The sequence below is a fragment of the Microbacterium protaetiae genome, assembly GCF_004135285.1.
Classification (GTDB): Bacteria; Actinomycetota; Actinomycetes; order Actinomycetales; family Microbacteriaceae; genus Microbacterium; species Microbacterium protaetiae.
The window spans coordinates 329,112-352,113 of the sequence record NZ_CP035494.1; the positions used below are offsets into that span (position 1 = coordinate 329,112).

Annotated in this window: 18 protein-coding genes, 1 tRNA gene and 1 other RNA gene; 6 read left to right on the forward strand and 14 right to left on the reverse strand. The window is 68.2% G+C overall.

What is annotated here, in order from left to right:
• Nucleotides 1-42: 42 nt before the first annotated feature.
• The 3 genes from ET475_RS01525 to ET475_RS01535 form a co-directional block, all read right to left on the reverse strand.
• Nucleotides 43-1,275, reverse strand: a complete 1,233-nt coding sequence (locus ET475_RS01525; RefSeq protein WP_129385377.1) for an acetate/propionate family kinase — start codon at nt 1,273-1,275, stop codon at nt 43-45.
• Nucleotides 1,272-3,422, reverse strand: coding sequence for a phosphate acetyltransferase (gene pta / locus ET475_RS01530; RefSeq protein ID WP_129385379.1), 2,151 nt, complete (start codon nt 3,420-3,422; stop codon nt 1,272-1,274). The genes ET475_RS01525 and pta overlap by 4 nt, the downstream gene beginning before the upstream one ends.
• Nucleotides 3,423-3,497: 75 nt before the next feature.
• Nucleotides 3,498-4,688, reverse strand: a complete 1,191-nt coding sequence (locus ET475_RS01535; RefSeq protein WP_129385381.1) for a RimK family alpha-L-glutamate ligase — start codon at nt 4,686-4,688, stop codon at nt 3,498-3,500.
• Between the two features lie 26 nt (nt 4,689-4,714).
• Here ET475_RS01535 and ET475_RS01540 point away from each other — a divergent pair, with 26 nt between their 5' ends.
• Complete coding sequence (locus ET475_RS01540; RefSeq protein ID WP_129385383.1) at nt 4,715-5,191, forward strand: ATP-dependent zinc protease family protein; 477 nt, start codon at nt 4,715-4,717, stop codon at nt 5,189-5,191.
• A gap of 14 nt (nt 5,192-5,205) precedes the next feature.
• Here the strand turns inward: ET475_RS01540 and ffs are convergent.
• Nucleotides 5,206-5,302, reverse strand: an RNA gene (ffs, locus tag ET475_RS01545) — signal recognition particle sRNA small type.
• Between the two features lie 126 nt (nt 5,303-5,428).
• Here ffs and ET475_RS01550 point away from each other — a divergent pair.
• The 4 genes from ET475_RS01550 (at nt 5,429) to ET475_RS01565 (ending at nt 10,083) form a co-directional block, all read left to right on the forward strand.
• Complete coding sequence (locus ET475_RS01550) at nt 5,429-6,442, forward strand: AAA family ATPase (RefSeq protein ID WP_422879932.1); 1,014 nt, start codon at nt 5,429-5,431, stop codon at nt 6,440-6,442.
• A 1-nt stretch (nt 6,443) separates the two neighbouring features.
• The gene (locus tag ET475_RS01555) at nt 6,444-7,697 is read left to right on the forward strand and encodes a DUF58 domain-containing protein (protein WP_129385385.1); all 1,254 of its coding nucleotides are present in this window, start codon (nt 6,444-6,446) and stop codon (nt 7,695-7,697) included.
• Nucleotides 7,698-7,732: 35 nt separating this feature from the next.
• A complete protein-coding gene (locus ET475_RS01560) occupies nt 7,733-9,970 on the forward strand; it encodes a transglutaminase TgpA family protein (protein ID WP_242497721.1) in 2,238 nt (745 codons plus the stop codon).
• Nucleotides 9,971-9,998: 28 nt separating this feature from the next.
• A tRNA-Ser gene (locus tag ET475_RS01565) sits at nt 9,999-10,083 on the forward strand.
• A gap of 400 nt (nt 10,084-10,483) precedes the next feature.
• On the opposite strand, the gene ET475_RS01575 is transcribed toward ET475_RS01565, so the two are convergent.
• Entirely contained in the window at nt 10,484-10,882 is a 399-nt protein-coding gene (locus ET475_RS01575; RefSeq protein ID WP_129385389.1) for a hypothetical protein, read from the reverse strand.
• A 74-nt stretch (nt 10,883-10,956) separates the two neighbouring features.
• Between ET475_RS01575 and ET475_RS01580 the strand changes: the two genes are divergently transcribed.
• The gene (locus tag ET475_RS01580) at nt 10,957-11,802 is read left to right on the forward strand and encodes an alpha/beta fold hydrolase (RefSeq protein WP_129385391.1); all 846 of its coding nucleotides are present in this window, start codon (nt 10,957-10,959) and stop codon (nt 11,800-11,802) included.
• A gap of 30 nt (nt 11,803-11,832) precedes the next feature.
• Here ET475_RS01580 and ET475_RS01585 read toward each other — a convergent pair whose 3' ends face one another.
• The 9 genes from ET475_RS01585 to ET475_RS01625 all read right to left on the reverse strand — a co-directional run bounded on the left by ET475_RS01585 (nt 11,833) and on the right by ET475_RS01625 (nt 22,948).
• Nucleotides 11,833-12,603, reverse strand: coding sequence for an inositol monophosphatase family protein (locus ET475_RS01585; RefSeq protein ID WP_129385393.1), 771 nt, complete (start codon nt 12,601-12,603; stop codon nt 11,833-11,835).
• A gap of 23 nt (nt 12,604-12,626) precedes the next feature.
• Nucleotides 12,627-13,685, reverse strand: a complete 1,059-nt coding sequence (gnd, locus tag ET475_RS01590; protein WP_129385395.1) for a phosphogluconate dehydrogenase (NAD(+)-dependent, decarboxylating) — start codon at nt 13,683-13,685, stop codon at nt 12,627-12,629.
• 63 nt (nt 13,686-13,748) lie between these two features.
• The gene (locus ET475_RS01595) at nt 13,749-14,831 is read right to left on the reverse strand and encodes a DNA glycosylase AlkZ-like family protein (RefSeq protein ID WP_242497722.1); all 1,083 of its coding nucleotides are present in this window, start codon (nt 14,829-14,831) and stop codon (nt 13,749-13,751) included.
• Between the two features lie 10 nt (nt 14,832-14,841).
• A complete protein-coding gene (locus tag ET475_RS01600; RefSeq protein WP_129393527.1) occupies nt 14,842-15,354 on the reverse strand; it encodes a GNAT family N-acetyltransferase in 513 nt (170 codons plus the stop codon).
• 184 nt (nt 15,355-15,538) lie between these two features.
• Nucleotides 15,539-16,765, reverse strand: coding sequence for an IS110 family RNA-guided transposase (locus ET475_RS01605; protein WP_129385398.1), 1,227 nt, complete (start codon nt 16,763-16,765; stop codon nt 15,539-15,541).
• 515 nt (nt 16,766-17,280) lie between these two features.
• The gene (locus tag ET475_RS01610) at nt 17,281-18,507 is read right to left on the reverse strand and encodes an IS110 family RNA-guided transposase (protein WP_129385398.1); all 1,227 of its coding nucleotides are present in this window, start codon (nt 18,505-18,507) and stop codon (nt 17,281-17,283) included.
• A gap of 437 nt (nt 18,508-18,944) precedes the next feature.
• Entirely contained in the window at nt 18,945-20,171 is a 1,227-nt protein-coding gene (locus ET475_RS01615; protein ID WP_129385398.1) for an IS110 family RNA-guided transposase, read from the reverse strand.
• A 347-nt stretch (nt 20,172-20,518) separates the two neighbouring features.
• Nucleotides 20,519-21,634, reverse strand: a complete 1,116-nt coding sequence (locus tag ET475_RS01620; protein WP_129385400.1) for an adenosine deaminase — start codon at nt 21,632-21,634, stop codon at nt 20,519-20,521.
• Between the two features lie 30 nt (nt 21,635-21,664).
• Nucleotides 21,665-22,948, reverse strand: coding sequence for a thymidine phosphorylase (locus tag ET475_RS01625; RefSeq protein WP_129385402.1), 1,284 nt, complete (start codon nt 22,946-22,948; stop codon nt 21,665-21,667).
• Between the last annotated feature and the right edge of the window lie 54 nt (nt 22,949-23,002).

Consider the following 23,002-nt stretch of genomic DNA (forward strand, 5'->3'; position numbering starts at 1 on the left):
ACGCCGGCGCCGGGCTGAGGCCCCACCGCGGCAGGAGATGCCTCAGGCCCTCGCGGCCACCAGCGTCTGCCGGGCGATCTCGAGTTCCTCGTTGGTGGGCACGACGAGAACTGTGACGGCTGAGTCGTCCGTGGAGATGACCCGGATGCCGCGGTCTGCCGCCTCGTTACGCTCGGCATCGATCTGCACACCCGCGAAGCCGAGCGTCGACAGCGCCGCCGCGCGCACCTCGGGCGAGTTCTCGCCCACTCCGGCGGTGAACGAGATGATGTCGGCACCATCGAGCTGTGCGAGGTACGAACCGGCGTACGCGCGCAGGCGATGCACGTAGACGTCGAATGCGAGCGTGGCTGCGGCATCGCCGCGGGCACGACCGGCTTGCACATCGCGCATGTCCGAGAAGCCCGACAGTCCCTTCAGTCCACTGCGCTTGTTGAGCAGGTCGTCGAGCTCATCGATGCCCAGACCGGCACGGCGGGCGAGCTGGAACAGCGCCGCCGGGTCGACATCACCCGAGCGTGTTCCCATCACCAGCCCTTCCAGCGGCGTGAACCCCATCGACGTTTCGACCGACCGCCCGCCATCCACGGCGGTGACGGATGCGCCGTTGCCGAGATGGAAGACGATCTGCTTCAGCTGTGCGTACGGCCGGTTCACGAACGCCGCGGCCGCCTCGCTCACGAACTTGTGCGAGGTTCCGTGGAACCCGTAACGGCGGATGCGGTGGTGGGCGGCCAGTTCGGCGTCGATCGCGTAGGTGTAGGCGTCGGGCGCGAGGGTCTGATGGAACGCGGTGTCGAACACCGCCACATGCGGCACGTCCGGGAATGCGCGCTTGGCGGCGACGATCCCCGCCAGATTCGCCGGGTTGTGCAGCGGCGCGAGCACCGAGAGCTCTTCGATGTTGATCTCGACGAGCGGCGTGATCAGAGTCGGCTCGAAGAACCGCGCACCTCCGTGCACGACCCGGTGCCCCACCGCGTCGGGCGGATTCTCGTCGAGACTCGGTCCGTGCGCGGCGAAGTCTTCGAGCATCGCCGCGAAGCCGGCGAAGTGATCGGGAATCGGCAGCTCGCGCTCGTAGGTGGCATCGAGCATCGTGGGCACGCCCTGGCCGGGCTCGCCCGGTACGGCATGCACGGTGTGCCGGCAGCGGCCGCTCTGCTGCCCGATGCGCTCGACCAGCCCCGAGGCGAGCACGCCCTCACGCGCCATGTCCAGCAGCTGATACTTGAACGAACTCGAACCGCTGTTGACGACGAGGACGATGCTCATGCGGATTCCCCCGTGGTGGTGGATGCCTCGCCCTGAGCCTGGATGGCGGTGATGGCGATGGTGTTGACGATGTCGTCGACCAGCGCGCCGCGCGACAGGTCGTTGATCGGTTTGTTCAGACCCTGCAGCACCGGGCCGATGGCCACAGCGCCGGCCGAGCGCTGCACGGCCTTGTAGGTGTTGTTGCCGGTGTTCAGGTCGGGAAAGATGAACACCGTTGCACGGCCCGCGACCTGCGAGCCCGGCATCTTGGCGGCGGCGACGGCGGCATCGGCGGCCGCGTCGTACTGGATCGGCCCCTCGACCAGCAGCTGCGGGGCACGTTCGCGCACGAGGGCGGTGGCGGCTCGCACCTTCTCGACGTCTTCGCCGGCACCCGACTCTCCCGTGGAGTACGACAGCATCGCCACTCTCGGGTCGATGCCGAACTGCGCGGCCGTGGCCGCAGACGAGATGGCGATGTCGGCCAGCTGCTCGCTGGACGGGTCGGGGATCACCGCGCAGTCGCCGTACACCAGCACTCGGTCGGCGAGCGCCATGAGAAAGACGCTGGAGACGACCGAGACACCCGGCTTGGTCTTGATGATCTCGAACGCGGGCCGGATCGTGTGCGCGGTCGTGTGGGCAGCGCCCGAGACCATCCCGTCGGCCAGCCCCAGATGCACCATGAGCGTGCCGAAGTACGAGACGTCGGTCACCGTGTCGGCGGCGCGTGCGTACGTCATGCCCTTGTGGGCGCGCAGCCGCTCGTACTCCCGTGCGAACCGGTCGACGTGCGCGGCGTCGAACGGGCTCAGAATGTCGGCGGACCCGATGTCGATTCCCAGTTCGGTCGCGCGGCCGCGGACGGCGTCGGGGTCGCCCAGGATCGTGACATCGGCGATGCCGCGTGCCAAGACGGTTGCCGCGGCCCGCAGCACGCGGTCATCGTCACCTTCGGGCAGCACGATGCGCTTGCGGTCGGCACGGGCGCGCTCGACGAGCTCATAGCCGAACATCAGCGGGGTGACCGCCGTGGAACGGGCCAGGCCCAGCGCGCGCGTGAGCTCGTCGACGTCGACGTGCTGCTCGAACATCGCCAGCGCCGTGTCATAACGGCGCTGCGAGTCGGCGGCCAGGCGGCCGCGGGTGCGCATGATGCGCAGCGCCGTCTCATACGTGCCGTATTCGGTGCTGATGATCGGCAGCGACGAGCCGAGCCCGTCGATCAGCCGGTCGATGGCCTCGGGCAGCGGAAAGGGCCCGTTCAGCGCGATGCCCGCCAGCGACGGGAACGTGCCCGACGCGTTGGCCAGCAGTGTCGCCAGCAACACATCGGTGCGATCGGCGGCGACCACGACGACGGCGCTGTCTTCCAACCGTGGCAGCACGTTGTCCATCGACATCCCGGCGACCACGACATCGAGCACCTCGCGGGTGAGCAGTTCGGGATCGCCCTTGAGCAGGGTCGCATCCAGCGAGCGCATCACGCCGCGCATCGACGGGGCGACCAAGAAGCGATCCTCGGGAAGAGCCCACACCGGGATGCCGTCGCGCAGAGCCGAGGCATCCACCACCGCCTTCACCTCGGCGATCGTCTCGACCAGTGCGTCGGGGTCGGTGCGGTTGGCGACCACCGCGAACAGTTCTGCCCGCCCGTGCGCCAGTTCGGCGAGGGCGAGAGCGGCGATCTGTCCCATCTGTGCGGGCGTGCGCGCCTGCGTCTTGCCGAGCTGCTCGCCCAGCCCCTCCTGCGAGCGGCCACCCAGGACCAATAGCACCGGCGCGCCGAGATTCGCAGCGATGCGGGCGTTGTAGCCCAGTTCGGCCGGGCTGCCCACATCGGTGAAATCGCTGCCGAGAATGACCACGGCATCGCATTGCGTCTCGACCGACTTGTACCGCTCGACGATCACTCCCAGCGCCGCCTCGGGGTCGGCGCGCACATCGTCGTAGGTCACCCCGATGCATTCGTCATAGTCGAGCTCGACCCCGTCGTGTTCGAGCAGCATCTCGAGCACGTAGTCGCGTTCGGCGGTCGACCGCGCAATCGATCGAAAAACGCCCACACGCCCGGTCGCGTGACTGAGCGCGTCGAGCACCCCGAGAGCGATCGTGGACTTGCCGGAATGGCCTTCTGCCGACGTGATGAAGATGCTCTGCGCCACGGGTCCAGCCTAGGGGCGGGCAGGGCCGCGTGGGTGGGATGCGCCGGTGAAAAAGGGGCGCAGAAGGGATGCTGCTCAGGACTCGGGGATCGGCTCGCGTGGCAGCCGGCGCACGCGTTGACGCCGCCGTCTGCGCTCGGGGATCATCGAGCGCATCTCTTCGAGCTTGCCGAAGCACAGCAGCCGGTCGCCCACTTCGAGCACGACGCCCTTGCGCGGGTTCGGGATCACGGTGGCCCCGCGATGCAGCGTGAGCACGGTGATGTCGCGCTCCCACAGGCCCGACTCGCCGAGGTTCTGTCCGACCAGTCCGGCATCGGCGTGCACGAGCAACTCCGCGACGCCGTACCCGGTCGAGACCGTGAGCCGCTGGCGCACATCGATCTCGGGAAATCCGACCTGATTGGCCATGAAGTCGATGATCGCGCCCGCGACATCCAGTTTCGTCGCCGTCTCGATGCCTTGCAGCCCCGGTGACGAGTTGACTTCCATGACCAGCGGGCCGTCTTCACTTTCGAGCATGTCGACGCCGGCCACCCGCAACCCCATGATCTGCGCGCTGCGCACGGCGGCCTCTTCGAAGGCCGGGTCGAGCGTCACGGGCTCGACGGTGCCGCCACGGTGCACATTCGAGCGGAACTCGTCGCCGCCTGCCACCCGCCGCATCGCAGCCACGACGCGGTCGCCGACGACCAGAGCGCGGATGTCACGGCCCCGGCTCTCGGCGATGAACTTCTGGATGAGCACGTTCTGCTTCGTCGAATGCAACGTCTCGATGATCGCCTCGGCGACCTTGACCTGCGGGGCGAGGATCACCCCGATCCCCTGCGTGCCCTCGAGCAGCTTGATCACGACCGGCGCTCCACCGACCCGCTCGATGGCGGGCCGCACGTCGGCGCGGTTTCGCACGAAGGCCGTCGGCGGCAAGGCGATGTTGTGCCGCGAGAGGATCTGGTTCGCCCGCAGCTTGTCGCGCGCGTTGGCGATGCCGTTCGCGGTGTTGGGCGTGTACACGTCCATCTGCTCGAACTGGCGCACCACCGCGGTGCCGAAGTAGGTGATCGAGTTGCCGATGCGCGGCAGCACCGCGTCGTAGTCGCTGAGCGGACGACCGCGGAACCACAGGTCGGGTTCTGAGCTGGCGAGGTCGATCGCGAACCGCAACGTGTTGAGCACCTTGACCTGGTGTCCGCGCTGCGCGGCGGCGGTACGCAGCCGCTGCGTCGAATACGACTGCGGCGCGCGGGAGAGGATCGCGATTTTCATGAGGGATGCCCTGCCAAGATGGACGGATGACCGAGGTTATCCATCCAAGCACCATCGCGGGGTGGCGCGAATGGGTCGGCCTGCCCGAACTCGGCATCGGCTGGATGAAGGCCAAACTCGACACCGGCGCCCGCTCATCGTCGCTGCACGCCTTCGACATCCAGCCTGTCGAGGGAAGCCCTGATCGGGTGCGGTTCCGCGTGCTGCCCTGGCAGGAGTCCGACGACGACGCGGTCGACCACGAGTGCGCGGTGCACGACCGGCGCATCGTGCGCAGTTCATCGGGGCACACCGAGGAGCGCTACGTCGTTCTGATGGATCTCGTGCTGCTGGGCCGGCGGATCAGCGCCGAGGTGACCCTCTCGAACCGCGATGAGATGGGCTTTCGCATGCTGATCGGGCGCGAGGCCCTGCGCCAGGGCTTCATCGTCGATCCGGCGCGCTCGTACCTCGGCGGCCGTGCTCCACGGTCGGCCCGCCGACGCAATCGCGGACAGGACTGACCCCGGCATGGGAAAAGAAAGACTCTCCGCGAACCCGGCAGAGCCTGGTTACCCTTGCTACGTTTCCGTCCTGGGGGAGTTGGCCTGGATGCCGCCTCGCGGAGAGCTGTCACCAGTCTAACCGAACGCCGGTGCCGCATTCGCACAGCCGGTTCTCGGTGACTCGGGCGCCGTCTGCGGGTTACGATCGGAGAACACGGGCGACGGCGCCCGCACCCGATTCGCGAAGGACTGCCGATGCAGCAGACGACGACATCCTCCCCCGCGCCCTCCGACGCCCCGCAGATGAGCCCGACCGATTTCGCAGAGACCACGGCACGCATCGTCGCGGAGGTGTCGCGGGTCATCGACGGCAAGCCCGACGCCGTACGCAGTGCCCTGGTCACGCTGCTGGCCGAGGGTCATCTGCTGATCGAAGACGTGCCGGGCGTGGGCAAGACCATGCTCGCACGGGCATTGGCGGCGACCGTCGATGCGACAGTACGCCGCATCCAATTCACCCCCGACCTTCTGCCCAGCGACGTCACCGGGATCTCGGTGTTCAATCCGGGCGAGCGCGAGTTCGAGTTCAAGCCCGGCGCGGTGTTCGCCAACATCGTGATCGCCGATGAGATCAACCGTTCTTCGCCGAAGACCCAGTCGGCGCTGCTGGAGGCCATGGAAGAGGGGCAGGTCACCGTCGACGGACGCACGCATCCCCTCCCCGATCCGTTCCTGGTCGTCGCCACGCAGAACCCGCTCGAGATGGAGGGCACGTATGCCCTGCCCGAGGCCCAGCGCGATCGATTCATGATGCGCATCTCAATGGGCTACCCCGACGCCGCCGCCGAGGCGCAGATGCTGCGTGAGCGCGACGTCGCCAACCCGCTGACGGCCATCACCCCGGTCACCGACGCCGCCTCGGTGCGGGCCCTCATCTCGTGGGCGCGACGTGTGCACGTCTCGTCTCCGGTCGAGCAGTATGCGGTCGCGCTGGCGCAGGCCACCCGGGTGCACCCCGACCTGCGCCTGGGTGCCAGCCCCCGAGCGACGCTGCAGCTCGTGCGGGCCGCGAAGGTCTGGGCGGCACTGGACGGCCGGGCCTTCGTCATTCCCGACGACATCACCGCGCTGCTGATTCCGGTGTTCGCGCACCGGCTCATCCCCGCACGCGCGACCAGCGTGCGCGGGCGCAGTGGCCCCGATGCCGTCACCGCTATCCTGCAGCGCCTGATCTCCACGGTGGCGGTGCCGCTCACACCCGGAGCATGAGATGAGACGCGCCTGGCCGCTCACCGTCCGGGGCACCGCCGCAGGCGTGCTGGCCCTGGCGTGCTTCATCGCGGCAGCCCAACTCGGTTCGGTGCAGCTGCTGGCCTTCGGGGTGTTCCTGGTGGCGCTGGTGGTGGTCAGCCTGATAGCCCTGCACATCACGCGGCGTGACGTGTCGCTGAGCCGCACCTCGTCTCCGGCCACCGTCGCCGTCGGCGACGACACGCGGGTCACCGTGCACGTGGGCGTGCGCACCGCGCTGCCGACGACGCCCGGAACCTGGGAAGACCGCGTGCCCGAGGGCCTCGACGGGCGCTCCGACGGCCGCTTTCCCGCACTCGGGTCGGGGCTGCGCGGCGGTGACCGCGCTGTCGACCTGGTCTATGAACTGCATGCGACCCAGCGCGGCATCCATTGGCTCGGACCCCTCGATCTGACCATCCGCGATCCGTTCGGCATCGCCCGCCGCGTGGCCGAAGTGGGCGAGACCACGCGCCTCATCGTCACACCGCAGTGCATCGACCTGCCACCGCTGACCGCTTTCGCCGGGGCGACGGGTGGGATGCTGCAGGCCACGACGACGCGTTTGGGCCAGGGCACCGACAACCTGATAGCACGCCCGTATCAACCGGGCGATTCGATGCGACGCATCCACTGGCGGGCCACAGCACATCGCGACATGCTCATGGTGCGGCAAGAAGAGCAGGAGTCGACGCCCGAGGCCACGGTGGTCCTGGACCGCGCGAAGAGCCGATGGGGCGAGGATGCCGCGGCGCGGCCGGGTGCCGACGCGTCGTTCGAGGCGGCCGTGGACGCCTGCGTGTCGGCCGTGAATGCGCTCGTGCGCGACGGCTATGCCGTGCAGGTGGTCGATGTTGACGGTTCGCCGTTGTCAGAAGTCGTGCCCGGCGGTGAGCAATCGGCCGTGGCGGTTCTCGTGGCCCGGTTCGCAACTGTCACGGCGGCCGGCTCGCTGAGCCTTGCCGCCCTGACCCGACTGTGGTCGGGATCGACCACAGGGCCGCTCGTGCTCATCACCGGCGCGCTGACCGCCGCCGACGTCGACGTTCTCGCGCCGGTCCCCGCGCACAGCGCACATCCCGTGCTGCTGAGCACCGAGCCCGCCGACGAGGTGATCGAGCGCGCCGCCGCGACCGGTTGGTATGCGGCATCCATCGCCCCCGGCACCTCACTGCGCGACGCATGGCTGCGCGTCTCACACGCCGACGTGACCGCCGCCGAGGCGGCATCATGAGCGCGCCCAGGCGACCGCGACGCAGCGGGGCACACGTGTCCCTGGCGATCGCATCGTGGGTGGCGCTGCTGGCGGCCCTGGTGCCGCTGGCGAGCGTCATAGCACCGGGCGCGTGGATCGCCGGAGTGCTCGTGGTCTCGCTCGCCGTGCTCGCGGCCGGCTTCATCGCACGCCGGGCGACTCTGCCGGCCCTGGTGGTCAGCCTCATCGAGGCAGCGGTGTGGGTGGGGCTTGTCACCGGTATCTTCCTGCGCGAGGCGGCCATCGTCTTCGTCGTGCCGACGCTGCACGCATTCCGGCTGGTTCCCGAGCTCATCGCCGACGCCATGCAGCAGATCCAGACCGGCGTCGCGCCGCTGCCCGAGACCACCGCGCTCGCGTTCTGCATCGTGACGGCCGCGGGGCTGATCATGATCGTCGTCGACCACGTCGTGATCACCGCGCGGATGCCGCTGGCAGCCGCCATCGCACTGATTGCGGTGTCGTTGATCCCGTCGCTGGCCGTTCCCGGGCCGTTCGACGTCATCGGGTTCGTGGTGCTGGCCGCCGCGATCCTTTTCCTGCTGCGGGCCGAGACCGGCACCCGATATCAGCCGCCGCGGGCAGCGCCGACCGCGCCCGGCAGCACGTCGGCGATCGCCGCGTCGATCGGGCTGGTGGCGGTGCTGGTCGCCGTGGCCGCCACCCCGTTGCTGCCGACGCCGCCCTCGCGTGCCTCGTGGGGTCCGGGCGGATCGACCATCAACGCCTCGCTCGATCTCGGGCGCGATCTGCGCCGGCCCGACCCGGTCACCGTGCTCACCCTGACCACGACCGGCGTCGGGGCGCCCTATCTGCGCGCGGCCAGCCTGTCGTCGTTCAACGACGACATCTGGAAGCCGGATTTCACCGCGACCGCGCCGCTGGGCGACGGCGATGGCCTGGGCATCTCCGACGCCGGCGCGGACATCGCCGTCAAGAAGACGACCACGAAGATCCACATCGAGCACCTCAGCGCCCGCTATCTGCCCGTTCCGTACCCGGCGACCGACGTGACCGGCGTCGGCGACGGCTGGCTGGCGATGACATCGAACCGCACCATCGTCAGCAACGGCACGACATCGACCTCGGGAGCCGACTACACGGTGACCACCGAGGTGCCGGAGCCGACCCTCGAGCAGATCGAGGCGAGCACAGCACACAGCGGCGATGCCGACACTCTCGGACTGCAGGCGGTCATTCCGACGATCATCACCGAGGACGCCCGCCGGGTCACGGCGGGGACGACCACCGACTACGACGCCCTGCTCGCGCTGCAGAACTGGTTCCGCGGCCCCGATTTCCAGTACTCGCTGTCCGCACCCGTGCAAGAGGGCTTCGACGGTTCGGGCGTGTCGGCGATCGCCTCGTTCCTCGAAGCGAAGAGCGGTTACTGCGTCCACTTCGCGTCGGCGTTCGCGATGATGGCGCGGGTGCTGGGGATGTCGTCGCGCATCGTCGTCGGATATCTGCCGGGCACGCCCGACACCTCGGGCATCGTCAACGGCGACTCCGTCGTCTACACCGTCTCGAGCACACAATTGCACGCGTGGCCCGAGGTCTACTTCTCGGGAATCGGCTGGGTGGCGTTCGAGCCGACGAAGAGTCTGGGCGCCCCGACCGGTTTCCTGCCCGCCTCTGCGGGCGGCGGCGACGATGTCAGTCCCACCGACGCGCCGTCGGCGACACCGACCACCGCGCCCAGTCCCTCCGACCGGGCCGACCCCGACGGTCTGCGCGCCGACGACGCGAACACCGGCGACAGCGCGCACGCGGGCGTGAATCTGCTGCCGTGGGCGCTGGGCGCGGCCGGCGTCGTGCTGCTGCTGCTCGTACCGCTGCTGTGCGGCACGCTGCGTCGGCGGCGTCGGGATGCCGCGGCTCACCACGGCGACACTCTGGCCGCCTGGAACTCCGTGCGCGATGCGGCGATCGACCTGGGCATTCCGGTGCCGGTCTCGGAGTCGGCGCGGGTCTTCGGCGCGCGCCTCGTCCGTGATCACGGGGCGCCTGAGGCCGAGACGCTGCGCCTCGTGCACGCGGTGGAGCAGGCCGCTTACGCGGATGCGGGCGGCACACGCGACGGGCGTGCGGTGGTGGATGCCGCAGCCGCGGTGCGCACCGGGCTGTATCTGTCGGTGAGCGGCGGTGCACGGACGCGGGCGTTGCTTTTCCCCCGCTCGCTGTTGGTGCGGCCGGGCAGCGTTTTCGCTCGGGACGGGGCTCGGGATGGAGCATCCACGCCGACCCGGTAGGATGGTCTGCGGCCCTCCAGGGGCTGCTGGAGGATTCGCCTAGTGGCCTATGGCGCACGCTTGGAAAGCGTGTTGAGTGAGAGCTCTCAGGGGTTCGAATCCCCTATCCTCCGCCGAACGAATGAGCGCTGCCCCGTAAGGGGTGGCGCTCATTCATTATGGGCAGGGCGCGATTCGAGCAGCGGCGCGCCGTTCGATGGGCCTACGGTCAGCGCGTGAGCAGCCCGTCCAGCAACACCTCGGTCATGCGCGATACACGACCCTCTGCGCACGCACCACCCTCTGCGTCGACACCGGCTGTGGGAGCGTCGGCCAGCCGGCTGAGCGCATGGATGAGGTCCTCGGCACGACACGGCACTCTCCGACGAGCTGCTCGACCGAATCGATGCCATCGTCGCGCCGGGCACCGGCGTCGGCCGCATGGATCTGGAGTACAACACCCCGCCGATCACCTCGGCGACACTTCGGCGGCGGCCTGTACCAGAGCGGTCGGCGGCCTAGCCGCGATCACCCTCACGTGAACAGCTCGTCATAATCGGCGACGCGCACCCGGGCTTCGGCGGCGGATTCGAGGGTGGGGTCGGCGGTGATGAGAGCGTCCGCCTGCAGAACAGCGACCGCCAGATACTCCGCGGGGCCGAGCTCGTCCCACCCCAGCTCGTTCGCGATCTTCCACGCCGCGGCGCGCGAGCCGCGGTCGCCGAGCAGACGGATCTTCAGCTCGGCGACGCGCTCCAGCAGATCGCGGCCCGTTTTCGGCTCGAGCTCGCCGGTTCTGACCCGCCGATACAGCTGCGCGGAGGTGTGCGAACGCAGGACGGCCGCGCCCACAAGCGAATGGCCCGCGGCGACCTGACGATCATCGAGGATGATACGCAGTGCCGTACCGGCATCGATGGCGTACCTGGTCATGCACGGCACCCTACTCGCGGGTCACGACAGTGCCACGACAGTGCCGTGAATGCGGGCACGGGCACCATCGATCCATGAGCACGTTCACGACCCATTCCGTCCGCTCATCCGACGGCACGCCGATCGGCTTCCGTCGTACGGGATCAGGACCGCCGCTCGTACTGGTGCACGGTGGGCTCCTGGCCTCCCAGCACCTCGTCGCGCTGGCGGCAGAGCTCGCCGACGAGTTCGAGGTCATCGTGCCCGATCGACGCGGCCGCGGCATGAGCGGCCCGTACGGCGACGGCGCCTCGCGCATCGTCGACCGTGAAGCAGCCGACATCCGAGCCGTGATCGATGACGCCGGCGCCCACGACCTCTTCGCGCTCAGTTCCGGCGCTCTGGTCAGCCTGGAGGCTGTGCGCACCACCGACAGCATCACCCGCCTCGCCCTCTACGAGCCGCCACTGTCGATCAACGGCTCCGTACCTCGCGCCTGGGTCGACCGGTACGAGGCCGAGGTCTCGGCCGGCAGGATCGCAGCGGCCCTCATCACCGGCATGCGTGGTCTGCGGATCGATCCGGTGATGTCACGCATTCCGCACCTCGCCGCCCCGATGCTCGAATTCGTGCTGCGTCACGAAAGCCTCGCCGAGGGCGAGGTCTCGATCAGGGATCTCGTACCCACCTGGCACTACGACGTCGCGATCATCGATGAGCTGGCCGATCGGGCGCGCGACTACGCAGGCGTCACCGCCGACGTGCTGCTTCTGGGCGGCGGAAAGAGCCCCGCATTCCTCACGCGTGCGCTCGACGAGCTCGAGCTGGTGCTCCCGCGCGCACAGCGCATCACGTTTCCCCGGCTGCGCCATCAGGCTGCGGTCGACCAGCCCGATCAGGTGGCCGCGGTGCTGCGAGAGTTCTTCGCGCGCGGGATCTGATCAGCAGCACGATGTTCTGCGCGACGACGCTCAGCCCGGATGATTTCCGATCCCCAGTGTCGCCACGAGCTCGTCGATCAGCGAAGGGTGGGCCGCCACCGTCCATCCCTCGAAGGTGCGCACGGCGGCACCGGCCTCGCGGGCCAGCAGCACTCCCCCGATGCGATCCCACTCCTCCGACCGGTACGCGACCATGCCGGCCACTGTCCCGCTGATGATCAGCCCCCAGTCCACGGCGGGGCACCACGTGCGCAGCACGCGCCGCGCGCGATACTCGAGCGATGCGAAAGCCGCGTTGCGCGGCTCGTCATAGGGCGAGGTGTTGTAGCCCTGCGTCCACGCCACCGTCGCCCGTTTCAAAGCCGCGGGCGCGGGCATCGTGAGGGGATGCTCGTCGACGAGGGTGCCACGGCCGGCGACCGCGGAGTACGTGTGCCGCGAGGTCGAGTTGTGCATCACCGCCACGATGGCCTCGTCACCGCGGCACAGGGTCACGCACGACCCGAAATAGTCGATGCCGAGCACATAGTTGTTGGTGCCGTCGAGCGGATCGATGAGCCACCGGTACTCTGCATCGGCCGGGCCGTGCGTGCCGGTCTCCTCGCCGAGGATGGCATGGCCCGGATACCTCTCGAGGATGCGCTCGACGATCCTGCGCTCGCATTCGCGGTCGACGTAGGTGACGACGTCACCGCACTCGCCCTTCAGCTCGACCTCCGCGCGGTTGCGCTCGGCCACCGCGAAATCCCCGGCCTCACGTGCGAGTTCGACCGCGAGCAGGCGTGCGTCTTCGAGATCCACCTCGTCAGACTACCGATCCGCCCCTACCCCTGCGCGTCGGTCTTTCGGCCGCCGGCTTCGAGCACGTCGCCGGTGGGCAGCTCGGTGTGCCCGCCGAACTGCAGCCGCATCGCCGACAACAGCTGGTTCGCGTAGTGGTCTTCGTCGCGCGAGGCGAAACGTTCGAAGAGGGATGCCGCCAGCACGGGCGCCGGCACACCGACATCAACGGCGGCCTTGACGGTCCAGCGCCCCTCGCCCGAGTCCGACACCCGCCCGGCAAGACCGTCGAGATCGTGATTCTCCTCCAAAGCGGCGGCGGTGAGATCGAGCAGCCACGACGAGATCACCGATCCGCGCCGCCACAGCTCGGCGACTTTGGGGGTCTCGATGTCGAACTTGTAGAACTCCGGTTCTTCCAGCGGCGCGATCTCGGCGGAGTGCTCGGCCTCACGGGTGCCGGCATCGGCGTTGTGCAGAATGTTCAGTCCTTCGGCGAGCGCGGCCATGATCCCGTACTCGATGCCGTTGTGCACCATCTTGACGAAGTGCCCGGCACCGCTGGGGCCGCAGTGCAGGTACCCCTGCTCCTCGGGTGCGTAGTCGCCTCCGCGGCCCGGGGTGCGCTCGATCTCGCCGGCGCCGGGGGCGATGGTCTTGAAGATGGGCTCCAGACGCGCCACCGCGGCATCCGGCCCCCCGATCATTAGGCAGTAGCCGCGCTCGAGGCCGAACACGCCACCCGAGGTGCCCGCATCGATGTAATCGATGCCGCTCTTCTCCAGCGCTGCCGCCCGCCGCACGTCGTCGCGGTAGTTCGAGTTGCCGCCGTCGATGATCGCGTCGCCGCTCTCGAAGGCAGCAGCAAGCTGGTCGACGACCTTTCCTGTGATGGATGCCGGAACCATGACCCATGCGGCGCGCGGCGCGCTGAGCTTGCCGGCGAGGTCGTCGAGGCTGTCGGCGCCGGTCGCGCCCTCGGCCACGAGAGCGGCGACGGCGTCGGGATTTGTGTCGAACACCACGCATTCGTGCCCGTCGCGCATCAGTCGACGCACGATGTTGGCGCCCATCCGTCCGAGTCCGATCATTCCCAGTTGCATAGTTCTTCCTCCCTCGCGCGCGCCGTATGGGCACGTCGGCAGTCTAGAACCGGCCGCGCGGTCTCATCGCTGTTCGGCCACCGGAACCCCCAGCCACTGCGCGAGCTCGGCGATCTCGGCGCGGATCATCTCCATCTCCTCGGGCTCGAGCGGTATGAGCTCATGGATGGCGTCGACGCGCAGCATCCCCTCCTTCTTGTCCACCGCCGCGTCGAGCAGGCCCACGAACCGGTCGCCCATCAGGATCGGATGCGCGAAATAGCCGTACACGCGTTGCGCCTTGGGCTTGAACTGCTCGAGCACGAATTCGAACTCGAACACCTCTTTGAGCCGTGGCCGATCGGCCAGCATCCCGTCATACGGGTTGAGGAGGGCCACCCGCCCGTCGACCTCGTCGTCAACGCGTTCGAGTGCCTGCGGATCGACCCGCCACTTCCACGTCGATCCCTCGACGCGCGCAGCTTCACCGGCATCGCCCACGCGCGTCCACGGGGAGTTCTGCTTCGCGAGACCTGCCGCCTGCAACCTCCGTTCGCGCAGCATCCGGTCGGCTTCATCATCGGGATATGCCGGCAGATCCTGCGGAAAGACGCGCTCGGCGACATCCCACACGCGCACCCGCCCCTCGCGCGCCGTCACCGCGACCACACCCTGCCGACTGAGGGCCTCGAGCATGCGCGGAACCTGGTTGGGCCCGTACCAGCCGTCGGACGTGTCGAGCATCACCGCCGCCGTATCGGGGATCTGCTCGGCCCGCAACGGCCCCTCGGCGCGCAGCCGTGCCACAACCTCCTTCGCGAACGCCTCGTTGGCCTGCATCCACTGCCGCCACCCCGCGTGCTGCGGCCAACGTCGCATGCCCGCGCGCATGAGCGGCAGCAGGCTCGTGGGTCGATACGCGCCGTCGAGCTCGAAGAGCAGCCGGTCGTCTTCGACGGCCTTCTTGAGCTGCCCGGTCTCGTACGACCAGCCGATCCGGCTCCACAGCGTGGTGTGCTCGCACGGCGCTATCACCGCGGTCGGATCGATCTTGAGGTAGCCGAGCTGTTCGGCCACCTCTACGACATCGCCCGGGCGATCCGCATCGAGCAGCTGGGCGCGCACGATGATGCGCCGCGCCTGGTCCCGTGTCAGCTCATGCACCACGCGCCTGAGGCTAGTGCGGGCCTCCGACGTTCGGAAGAGACGGATGCCGCGGCGCGCGCGCCGCCACGGCGTCAAGGGTCGCCGCATCCAGTCTCTGCGTCGTCCACTCGTCCAGGGGCTGGGCACCCAAGCTCCGGTAGAAAGCTATCGAGGGCGCATTCCAGTCGAGCACTGTCCACTCCAGGCGGGTGTAACCGCGGGCGATGCAGAGGTCGGCGAGGGTGGCGATCAGCGCCGTGCCATAGCCGCGTCCGCGCTCGGACTCGTACACGAAGAGGTCTTCGAGCCAGATGCCGTGTCGGCCGGTCCAGGTCGAATACGTGAGGAACCACAGCGCGATGCCGACGATGCGCCCGTCACGCTCGACGACGTGCGCGAAAGCATGCGGATCGGTGCCGAACAGCGTCGTGTGCAGCATGTCGGCAGTGTTCTCGACGGCGTCGGGCTCGCGTTCGTATTCGGCCAGCGCCTGGATGCACGCGAGAATGCCGGGCTCGTCGCCCGGTCGGGCCTCGCGCAGCATCGCGCCGTCGGACAGGGTGCGGGGTGCGGCGGATTCGGTCACCTGAACAGCCTATGGGGGCACCCGACCGCGTAGAACTCAGCTCATCCGCGCTCTCCCACGCCGGAAACGGGCCGATCGGCCCGGTCTGCATCGAATTCGGCTGACGTGTAAATGGGGAACGTGCGGGCTGCTCCTGGTTGGGTCAGGCGGCGGGTGCGAGGGTGACTTTGTAGCCGAGGTGTTCGAGTGCTCGGAGGTGCGATTTCTTCTGGCGTTCGGTATTCGCTGGCGGGGGTGTCAGATCGGTGAATGCTTCGCCGCGGGAGAGCATGTTCCATACCGCGGTAAGGATCGCGTGTTCGGTGGCTACGAGGGCTCGCATTTTCCCGCGGCGCGCGGAGATGCGGCGTTGACGGCGAGCGAGGTACGTGTTGGAGCCCTTCTTCGCGTTGCTGCTGGCTGCGTTGCCGAGCGCTTCTTTGAGGTAACGGTTCCCGGGCCGGGTGGTGCTCGATTTCCGTTTCCCGGCGGACTCGTGCATCCCGGGCGATACACCCGCCCAGGACGCGAGGTGGGCCGCGGTCGGGAAGATCGACATGTCCCCGCCGGTCTCGGCGATGATCACATCAGCGGTCGGTTCCGCGATTCCCGGGATCGTGGTCAACAGCTCCCGGGCGAGACGAAAGGGCGCGATCTCCTCCTCGATACGCGCCGTGAGCGCATCGATCTGACCGGTGAGCAAGTCGTAGTGCGTCAGGTGCTGGCCGACCATGAACGCGTCATGTTCCGTGAACCTGCCGGTAAGCGCGGCGGCCAACTCGTCCTGGGTCGCTCTCATGCGCGGGTGCGCGAGCGCGGCAAGCGAGCGGGGGTCCCGTTCCCCGGCCACGAGCGCGTCCAGCATCCGGCGCGCGGAGACACCATTCAAATCGGCCACCACGACGGACAGTTTCGTGCCGGACGATTCCAGCGACTTCTCCAACCGCTGCTTGACCCGGGTGCGGTCATGGACGAGCATCTGACGGGCCCGGGTCAGGTCCCGCAACCGGCGGATATCCGGCGCGGGCACGAACGAGGCCCGCAACAGCCCGTGCGCACCCAGATCCGCCAGCCATGCCGCATCAGACACGTCCGACTTCCGGCCCGGGATGTTCCTGGCCTGCCGGGCGTTGACGAGCATCACTGGCAGCCCGGTCGCTTCCATCGGATAGTAGAACGGCTTCCAGTAATCACTGGTCGCTTCCATCACCACCGTGGTCACCCCCTGCGAGCGCAGGAAATCGGCGAGTTCGAGGACCTGACCCGTCATCGAGCCCCACGTCGTGACCTGCGTGGACACCTTCCCACCCTCGGACTGCACCCGAATGGCTACCTTGGCATCCCTCTTTGAGATATCGATCCCCGCCGCTCGAGGATGCAACAGATCCATCCCAATCTCCTCTCACCTGTTCATTACTGGTGGCGGGGAGTCAGAAAGGTCAGGAGTCTGACGCGCGTGCTCTAAGGCGACAATCCACGGGTCCCGTGGCGGCTTCCCGTACCAAGCTGAGTCACGGACTTTCCGCACCACAGTTGAATCGGCATCAGCCACCAGCTACCAACAGCATCCGCGCCTCGCGACCGCACCACAAGAGGCGACCACCTCACCACATTTCCCATCCGCCACGGCCCACCCCGCCGCGCATAGCTGAGTTCTGAACGCGCGACGTGGGCAACACCGCCGACAGCCCCACAGGCAGCCACACCGGCAGCCCCGCCGCCCGCGGCCACACCGGCAGGGCTGGGGATGCACCGAGAATGACCGAGAGGCACCGAGCCGCTTGATCCGCGATCAGAACTCAGCCCAAACCACCGCCAGCCCACCCAAAACACGCCCTAACTGCCGGTCGCGGCCGAAATGAGCTGACGTGTAAATGGGGAACGTGCGGGCTGCTCCTGGTTGGGTCAGGCGGCGGGTGCGAGGGTGACTTTGTAGCCGAGGTGTTCGAGTGCTCGGAGGTGCGATTTCTTCTGGCGTTCGGTATTCGCTGGCGGGGGTGTCAGATCGGTGAATGCTTCGCCGCGGGAGAGCATGTTCCATACCGCGGTAAGGATCGCGTGTTCGGTGGCTACGAGGGCTCGCATTTTCCCGCGGCGTGCGGAGATGCGGCGTTGACGGCGGGCGAGGTACGTGTTGGAGCCCTTCTTCGCGTTGCTGCTGGCTGCGTTGCCGAGCGCTTCTTTGAGGTAACGGTTCCCGGGCCGGGTGGTGCTCGATTTCCGTTTCCCGGCGGACTCGTGCATCCCGGGCGATACACCCGCCCAGGACGCGAGGTGGGCCGCGGTCGGGAAGATCGACATGTCCCCGCCGGTCTCGGCGATGATCACATCAGCGGTCGGTTCCGCGATTCCCGGGATCGTGGTCAACAGCTCCCGGGCGAGACGAAAGGGCGCGATCTCCTCCTCGATACGCGCCGTGAGCGCATCGATCTGACCGGTGAGCAAGTCGTAGTGCGTCAGGTGCTGGCCGACCATGAACGCGTCATGTTCCGTGAACCTGCCGGTAAGCGCGGCGGCCAACTCGTCCTGGGTCGCTCTCATGCGCGGGTGCGCGAGCGCGGCAAGCGAGCGGGGGTCCCGTTCCCCGGCCACGAGCGCGTCCAGCATCCGGCGCGCGGAGACACCATTCAAATCGGCCACCACGACGGACAGTTTCGTGCCGGACGATTCCAGCGACTTCTCCAACCGCTGCTTGACCCGGGTGCGGTCATGGACGAGCATCTGACGGGCCCGGGTCAGGTCCCGCAACCGGCGGATATCCGGCGCGGGCACGAACGAGGCCCGCAACAGCCCGTGCGCACCCAGATCCGCCAGCCATGCCGCATCAGACACGTCCGACTTCCGGCCCGGGATGTTCCTGGCCTGCCGGGCGTTGACGAGCATCACTGGCAGCCCGGTCGCTTCCATCGGATAGTAGAACGGCTTCCAGTAATCACTGGTCGCTTCCATCACCACCGTGGTCACCCCCTGCGAGCGCAGGAAATCGGCGAGTTCGAGGACCTGACCCGTCATCGAGCCCCACGTCGTGACCTGCGTGGACACCTTCCCACCCTCGGACTGCACCCGAATGGCTACCTTGGCATCCCTCTTTGAGATATCGATCCCCGCCGCTCGAGGATGCAACAGATCCATCCCAATCTCCTCTCACCTGTTCACTACTGGTGGCGGGGAGCCAGAAAGGTCAGGAGTCTGACGCGCGTGCTCTAAGGCGACAATCCACGGGTCCCGTGGCGGCTTCCCGTACCAAGCTGAGTCACGGACTTTCCGCACCACAGTTGAATCGGCATCAGCCACCAGCTACCAACAGCATCCGCGCCTCGCGACCGCACCACAAGAGGCGACCACCTCACCACATTTCCCATCCACCACGGCCCACCCCGCCGCGCATAGCTGAGTTCTGAACGCGCGACGTGGGCAACACCGCCGGCACCGCCGACAACTCGCCGGCAGCCGCACCGCCGGGAACCCCGCCGCAGCCGTCAGTCGCCGAAGCCCTCGGCGATCAGCTCGATGAGCTCTTCGCGCTCCTGACGTGTAAATGGGGAACGTGCGGGCTGCTCCTGGTTGGGTCAGGCGGCGGGTGCGAGGGTGACTTTGTAGCCGAGGTGTTCGAGTGCTCGGAGGTGCGATTTCTTCTGGCGTTCGGTATTCGCTGGCGGGGGTGTCAGATCGGTGAATGCTTCGCCGCGGGAGAGCATGTTCCATACCGCGGTAAGGATCGCGTGTTCGGTGGCTACGAGGGCTCGCATTTTCCCGCGGCGTGCGGAGATGCGGCGTTGACGGCGGGCGAGGTACGTGTTGGAGCCCTTCTTCGCGTTGCTGCTGGCTGCGTTGCCGAGCGCTTCTTTGAGGTAACGGTTCCCGGGCCGGGTGGTGCTCGATTTCCGTTTCCCGGCGGACTCGTGCATCCCGGGCGATACACCCGCCCAGGACGCGAGGTGGGCCGCGGTCGGGAAGATCGACATGTCCCCGCCGGTCTCGGCGATGATCACATCAGCGGTCGGTTCCGCGATTCCCGGGATCGTGGTCAACAGCTCCCGGGCGAGACGAAAGGGCGCGATCTCCTCCTCGATACGCGCCGTGAGCGCATCGATCTGACCGGTGAGCAAGTCGTAGTGCGTCAGGTGCTGGCCGACCATGAACGCGTCATGTTCCGTGAACCTGCCGGTAAGCGCGGCGGCCAACTCGTCCTGGGTCGCTCTCATGCGCGGGTGCGCGAGCGCGGCAAGCGAGCGGGGGTCCCGTTCCCCGGCCACGAGCGCGTCCAGCATCCGGCGCGCGGAGACACCATTCAAATCGGCCACCACGACGGACAGTTTCGTGCCGGACGATTCCAGCGACTTCTCCAACCGCTGCTTGACCCGGGTGCGGTCATGGACGAGCATCTGACGGGCCCGGGTCAGGTCCCGCAACCGGCGGATATCCGGCGCGGGCACGAACGAGGCCCGCAACAGCCCGTGCGCACCCAGATCCGCCAGCCATGCCGCATCAGACACGTCCGACTTCCGGCCCGGGATGTTCCTGGCCTGCCGGGCGTTGACGAGCATCACTGGCAGCCCGGTCGCTTCCATCGGATAGTAGAACGGCTTCCAGTAATCACTGGTCGCTTCCATCACCACCGTGGTCACCCCCTGCGAGCGCAGGAAATCGGCGAGTTCGAGGACCTGACCCGTCATCGAGCCCCACGTCGTGACCTGCGTGGACACCTTCCCACCCTCGGACTGCACCCGAATGGCTACCTTGGCATCCCTCTTTGAGATATCGATCCCCGCCGCTCGAGGATGCAACAGATCCATCCCAATCTCCTCTCACCTGTTCACTACTGGTGGCGGGGAGCCAGAAAGGTCAGGAGTCTGACGCGCGTGCTCTAAGGCGACAATCCACGGGTCCCGTGGCGGCTTCCCGTACCAAGCTGAGTCACGGACTTTCCGCACCACAGTTGAATCGGCATCAGCCACCAGCTACCAACAGCATCCGCGCCTCGCGACCGCACCACAAGAGGCGACCACCTCACCACATTTCCCATCCACCACGGCCCACCCCGCCGCGCATAGCTGAGTTCTGAACGCGCGACGTGGGCAACACCGCCGGCACCGCCGACAACTCGCCGGCAGCCGCACCGCCGGGAACCCCGCCGCAGCCGTCAGTCGCCGAAGCCCTCGGCGATCAGCTCGATGAGCTCTTCGCGCTCCTCGATCGGCAGGAACGCCGCGGCGGCGGCGTTCAGCTGGAACGTCTCGAGGTCAGCCAGGTCGTAGTCGAACGTCTCGGCCAGCAGCGCCAGTTCACGGGTGAGCGAAGTGCGGCTCATCGTGCGGTTGTCGACGTTCACCGTCACGGCGAAACCCACCTGGTAGAGCAGGTCGAACGGGTGGTCGGCCAGCACGTTGCCCCACGCCGCGATGGCACCGGTCTGCAGGTTCGAGCTGGGCGAGAGCTCGAGCGGAATCTCCCGATCGCGCACCCACTGGGCCAGCGACCCCAGCCGCACCTGCACATCGTCGCCGTCTTCCGAGATCGTCTCGATGTCTTCGGCCACGCGCACGCCGTGGCCCAGCCGCAGCGCGCGCCCGTCGATCAGCGCCGAGCGGATCGAGTCGACGCCGGCTGCCTCGCCCGCGTGCACGGTGGCCGGGAAGAATTCCGCGGCGAGATAGTCGAACGCCTCACGCAGCCGCGACGGAGGAAAGCCGTCTTCGGGTCCGGCGATGTCGAATCCGACCGCTCCCCGGTCGCGCCACGACACGGCGAGCTTCGCGATCTCGAGAGCGCGGTCGGTGTGGCGCATGGCACTGATCAGCTGCCCCACGCGGATGTCGCGCCCGGCCGCGTGCGCGGCATCCTGCCCCTGCTCGATGCCCTCCTGCACGGCGGCGACGGCCTCGTCCAGGCTCAGCCCACCGTTCAGGTGCTGCTCGGGCGCCCAGCGCACCTCGGCGTAGATGACGCCGTCGGCCACGAGGTCGTCGACGAACTCGCGTGCCACACGGGTCAGCCCCTCGCGGGTCTGCATGACAGCGATCGTCAGGTCGAAGGTCTTCAGGTACTCGACCAGCGAGCCGGAGTCGCTCTGTCGGGCGAACCAGTCGCCCAGCGCTGCCGCGTCATGCTCGGGAACCTCGATGCCCGCGGCATCCGCGAGCTCGATGATGGTCGCCGGACGAACGCCGCCGTCGAGGTGGTCGTGCAGCGAAATCTTCGGAAGGCTGCGCAGTGAGACGCCGCCGATGCGGGCGTCGCCGTTCTGGTCGATGGGCATGATGCTCCTTGCACGTGGTGGGATGCCGCGTCACGCGGTGATGCGCTCGACAATGATCGAGCGAGGTTCGGTGCTCTCGCCGATGCTGTACGCATTCTCGAGGGCTTCGAGGGCGCGCGGCAGACGCGAGGCGTCGTCGGCGCCGAGCGTGAGCAGCGGCTGACCGGCGACCACGCTATCACCCGGCTTGACGTGCAGTTCGATGCCGGCGGCGTGCACCACGCGATCTTGCGGCCGCGCGCGGCCCGCACCCAGCCGCCAGGCGGCGATGCCCACGGCCCACGCGTCGAGGCGGGTGAGCACGCCGGATGCCGCGGCCGTGACCGTGTGCGTCTCGCGGGGCGTGGGCAGCTCGGCGTCGGGATCGCCGCCCTGCGCACGGATCATCGCGCGCCACACGTCCATGGCACGACCGTTGTGCAGAGCGGCTTCGACGTCGGCGTCGGGCTGCCCGGCCAGAGCAAGCATCTCGCGGGCCAGCGCGACGGTCAGTTCGACCACGTCGGCCGGTCCCCCGCCGGCGAGCACCTCGATCGACTCGCGCACCTCGTTGGCGTTGCCCACGGCCCGCCCGAGCGGCGTGTTCATGTCGGTGATCAGGGCCGTCGTCGACACTCCCGAATCGGTGCCCAGCGCCACCATCGTGCGGGCCAGTTCGCGCGCGCGTTCAAGGTCGTGCATGAACGCGCCCGAGCCCACCTTGACATCGAGCACGAGCGCGTCGGTGCCCTCGGCGATCTTCTTCGACATGATGCTCGAGGCGATCAGCGGCACCGCTTCGACCGTGCCGGTCACATCGCGCAGCGCATACAGCCGCTTGTCGGCCGGGGCCAGGCCCGAGCCGGCAGCGCAGATGACGGCCCCGAGATCGCGCAGCTGGTCGCGCATTTCGTCGTTCGAAAGCGCGGCCCGCCACCCCGGGATCGACTCCAGTTTGTCGAGCGTGCCGCCGGTGTGGCCGAGCCCGCGGCCCGACAGCTGCGGAACCGCGACGCCGAACGAGGCCACGAGCGGCGCCAACGGCAGGGTGATCTTGTCGCCCACTCCGCCGGTGGAGTGTTTGTCGACGGTGTGCTTGCCCAGTCCGGCGAAGCTCATGCGCTCGCCCGAGGCGATCATCGCGTCGGTCATCACACGGATCTCGTCACGGCTCATGCCGTTGAGCAGCACCGCCATCGCGAACGCCGACATCTGCGCATCGGTGACGTATTCGCGGGTGTACGCGTCGATCATCCAACGCAGTGCGTCTTCGGAAAGCCCGGTCTTGTCACGCTGGGCGCGAATGACGTCGACGGCGTCGAACGGCTCGGTCATGATTGTCTCTTCTCCATCGTGTCGGCCCGCCGACGCTCGCTCAACGAGCGGCAT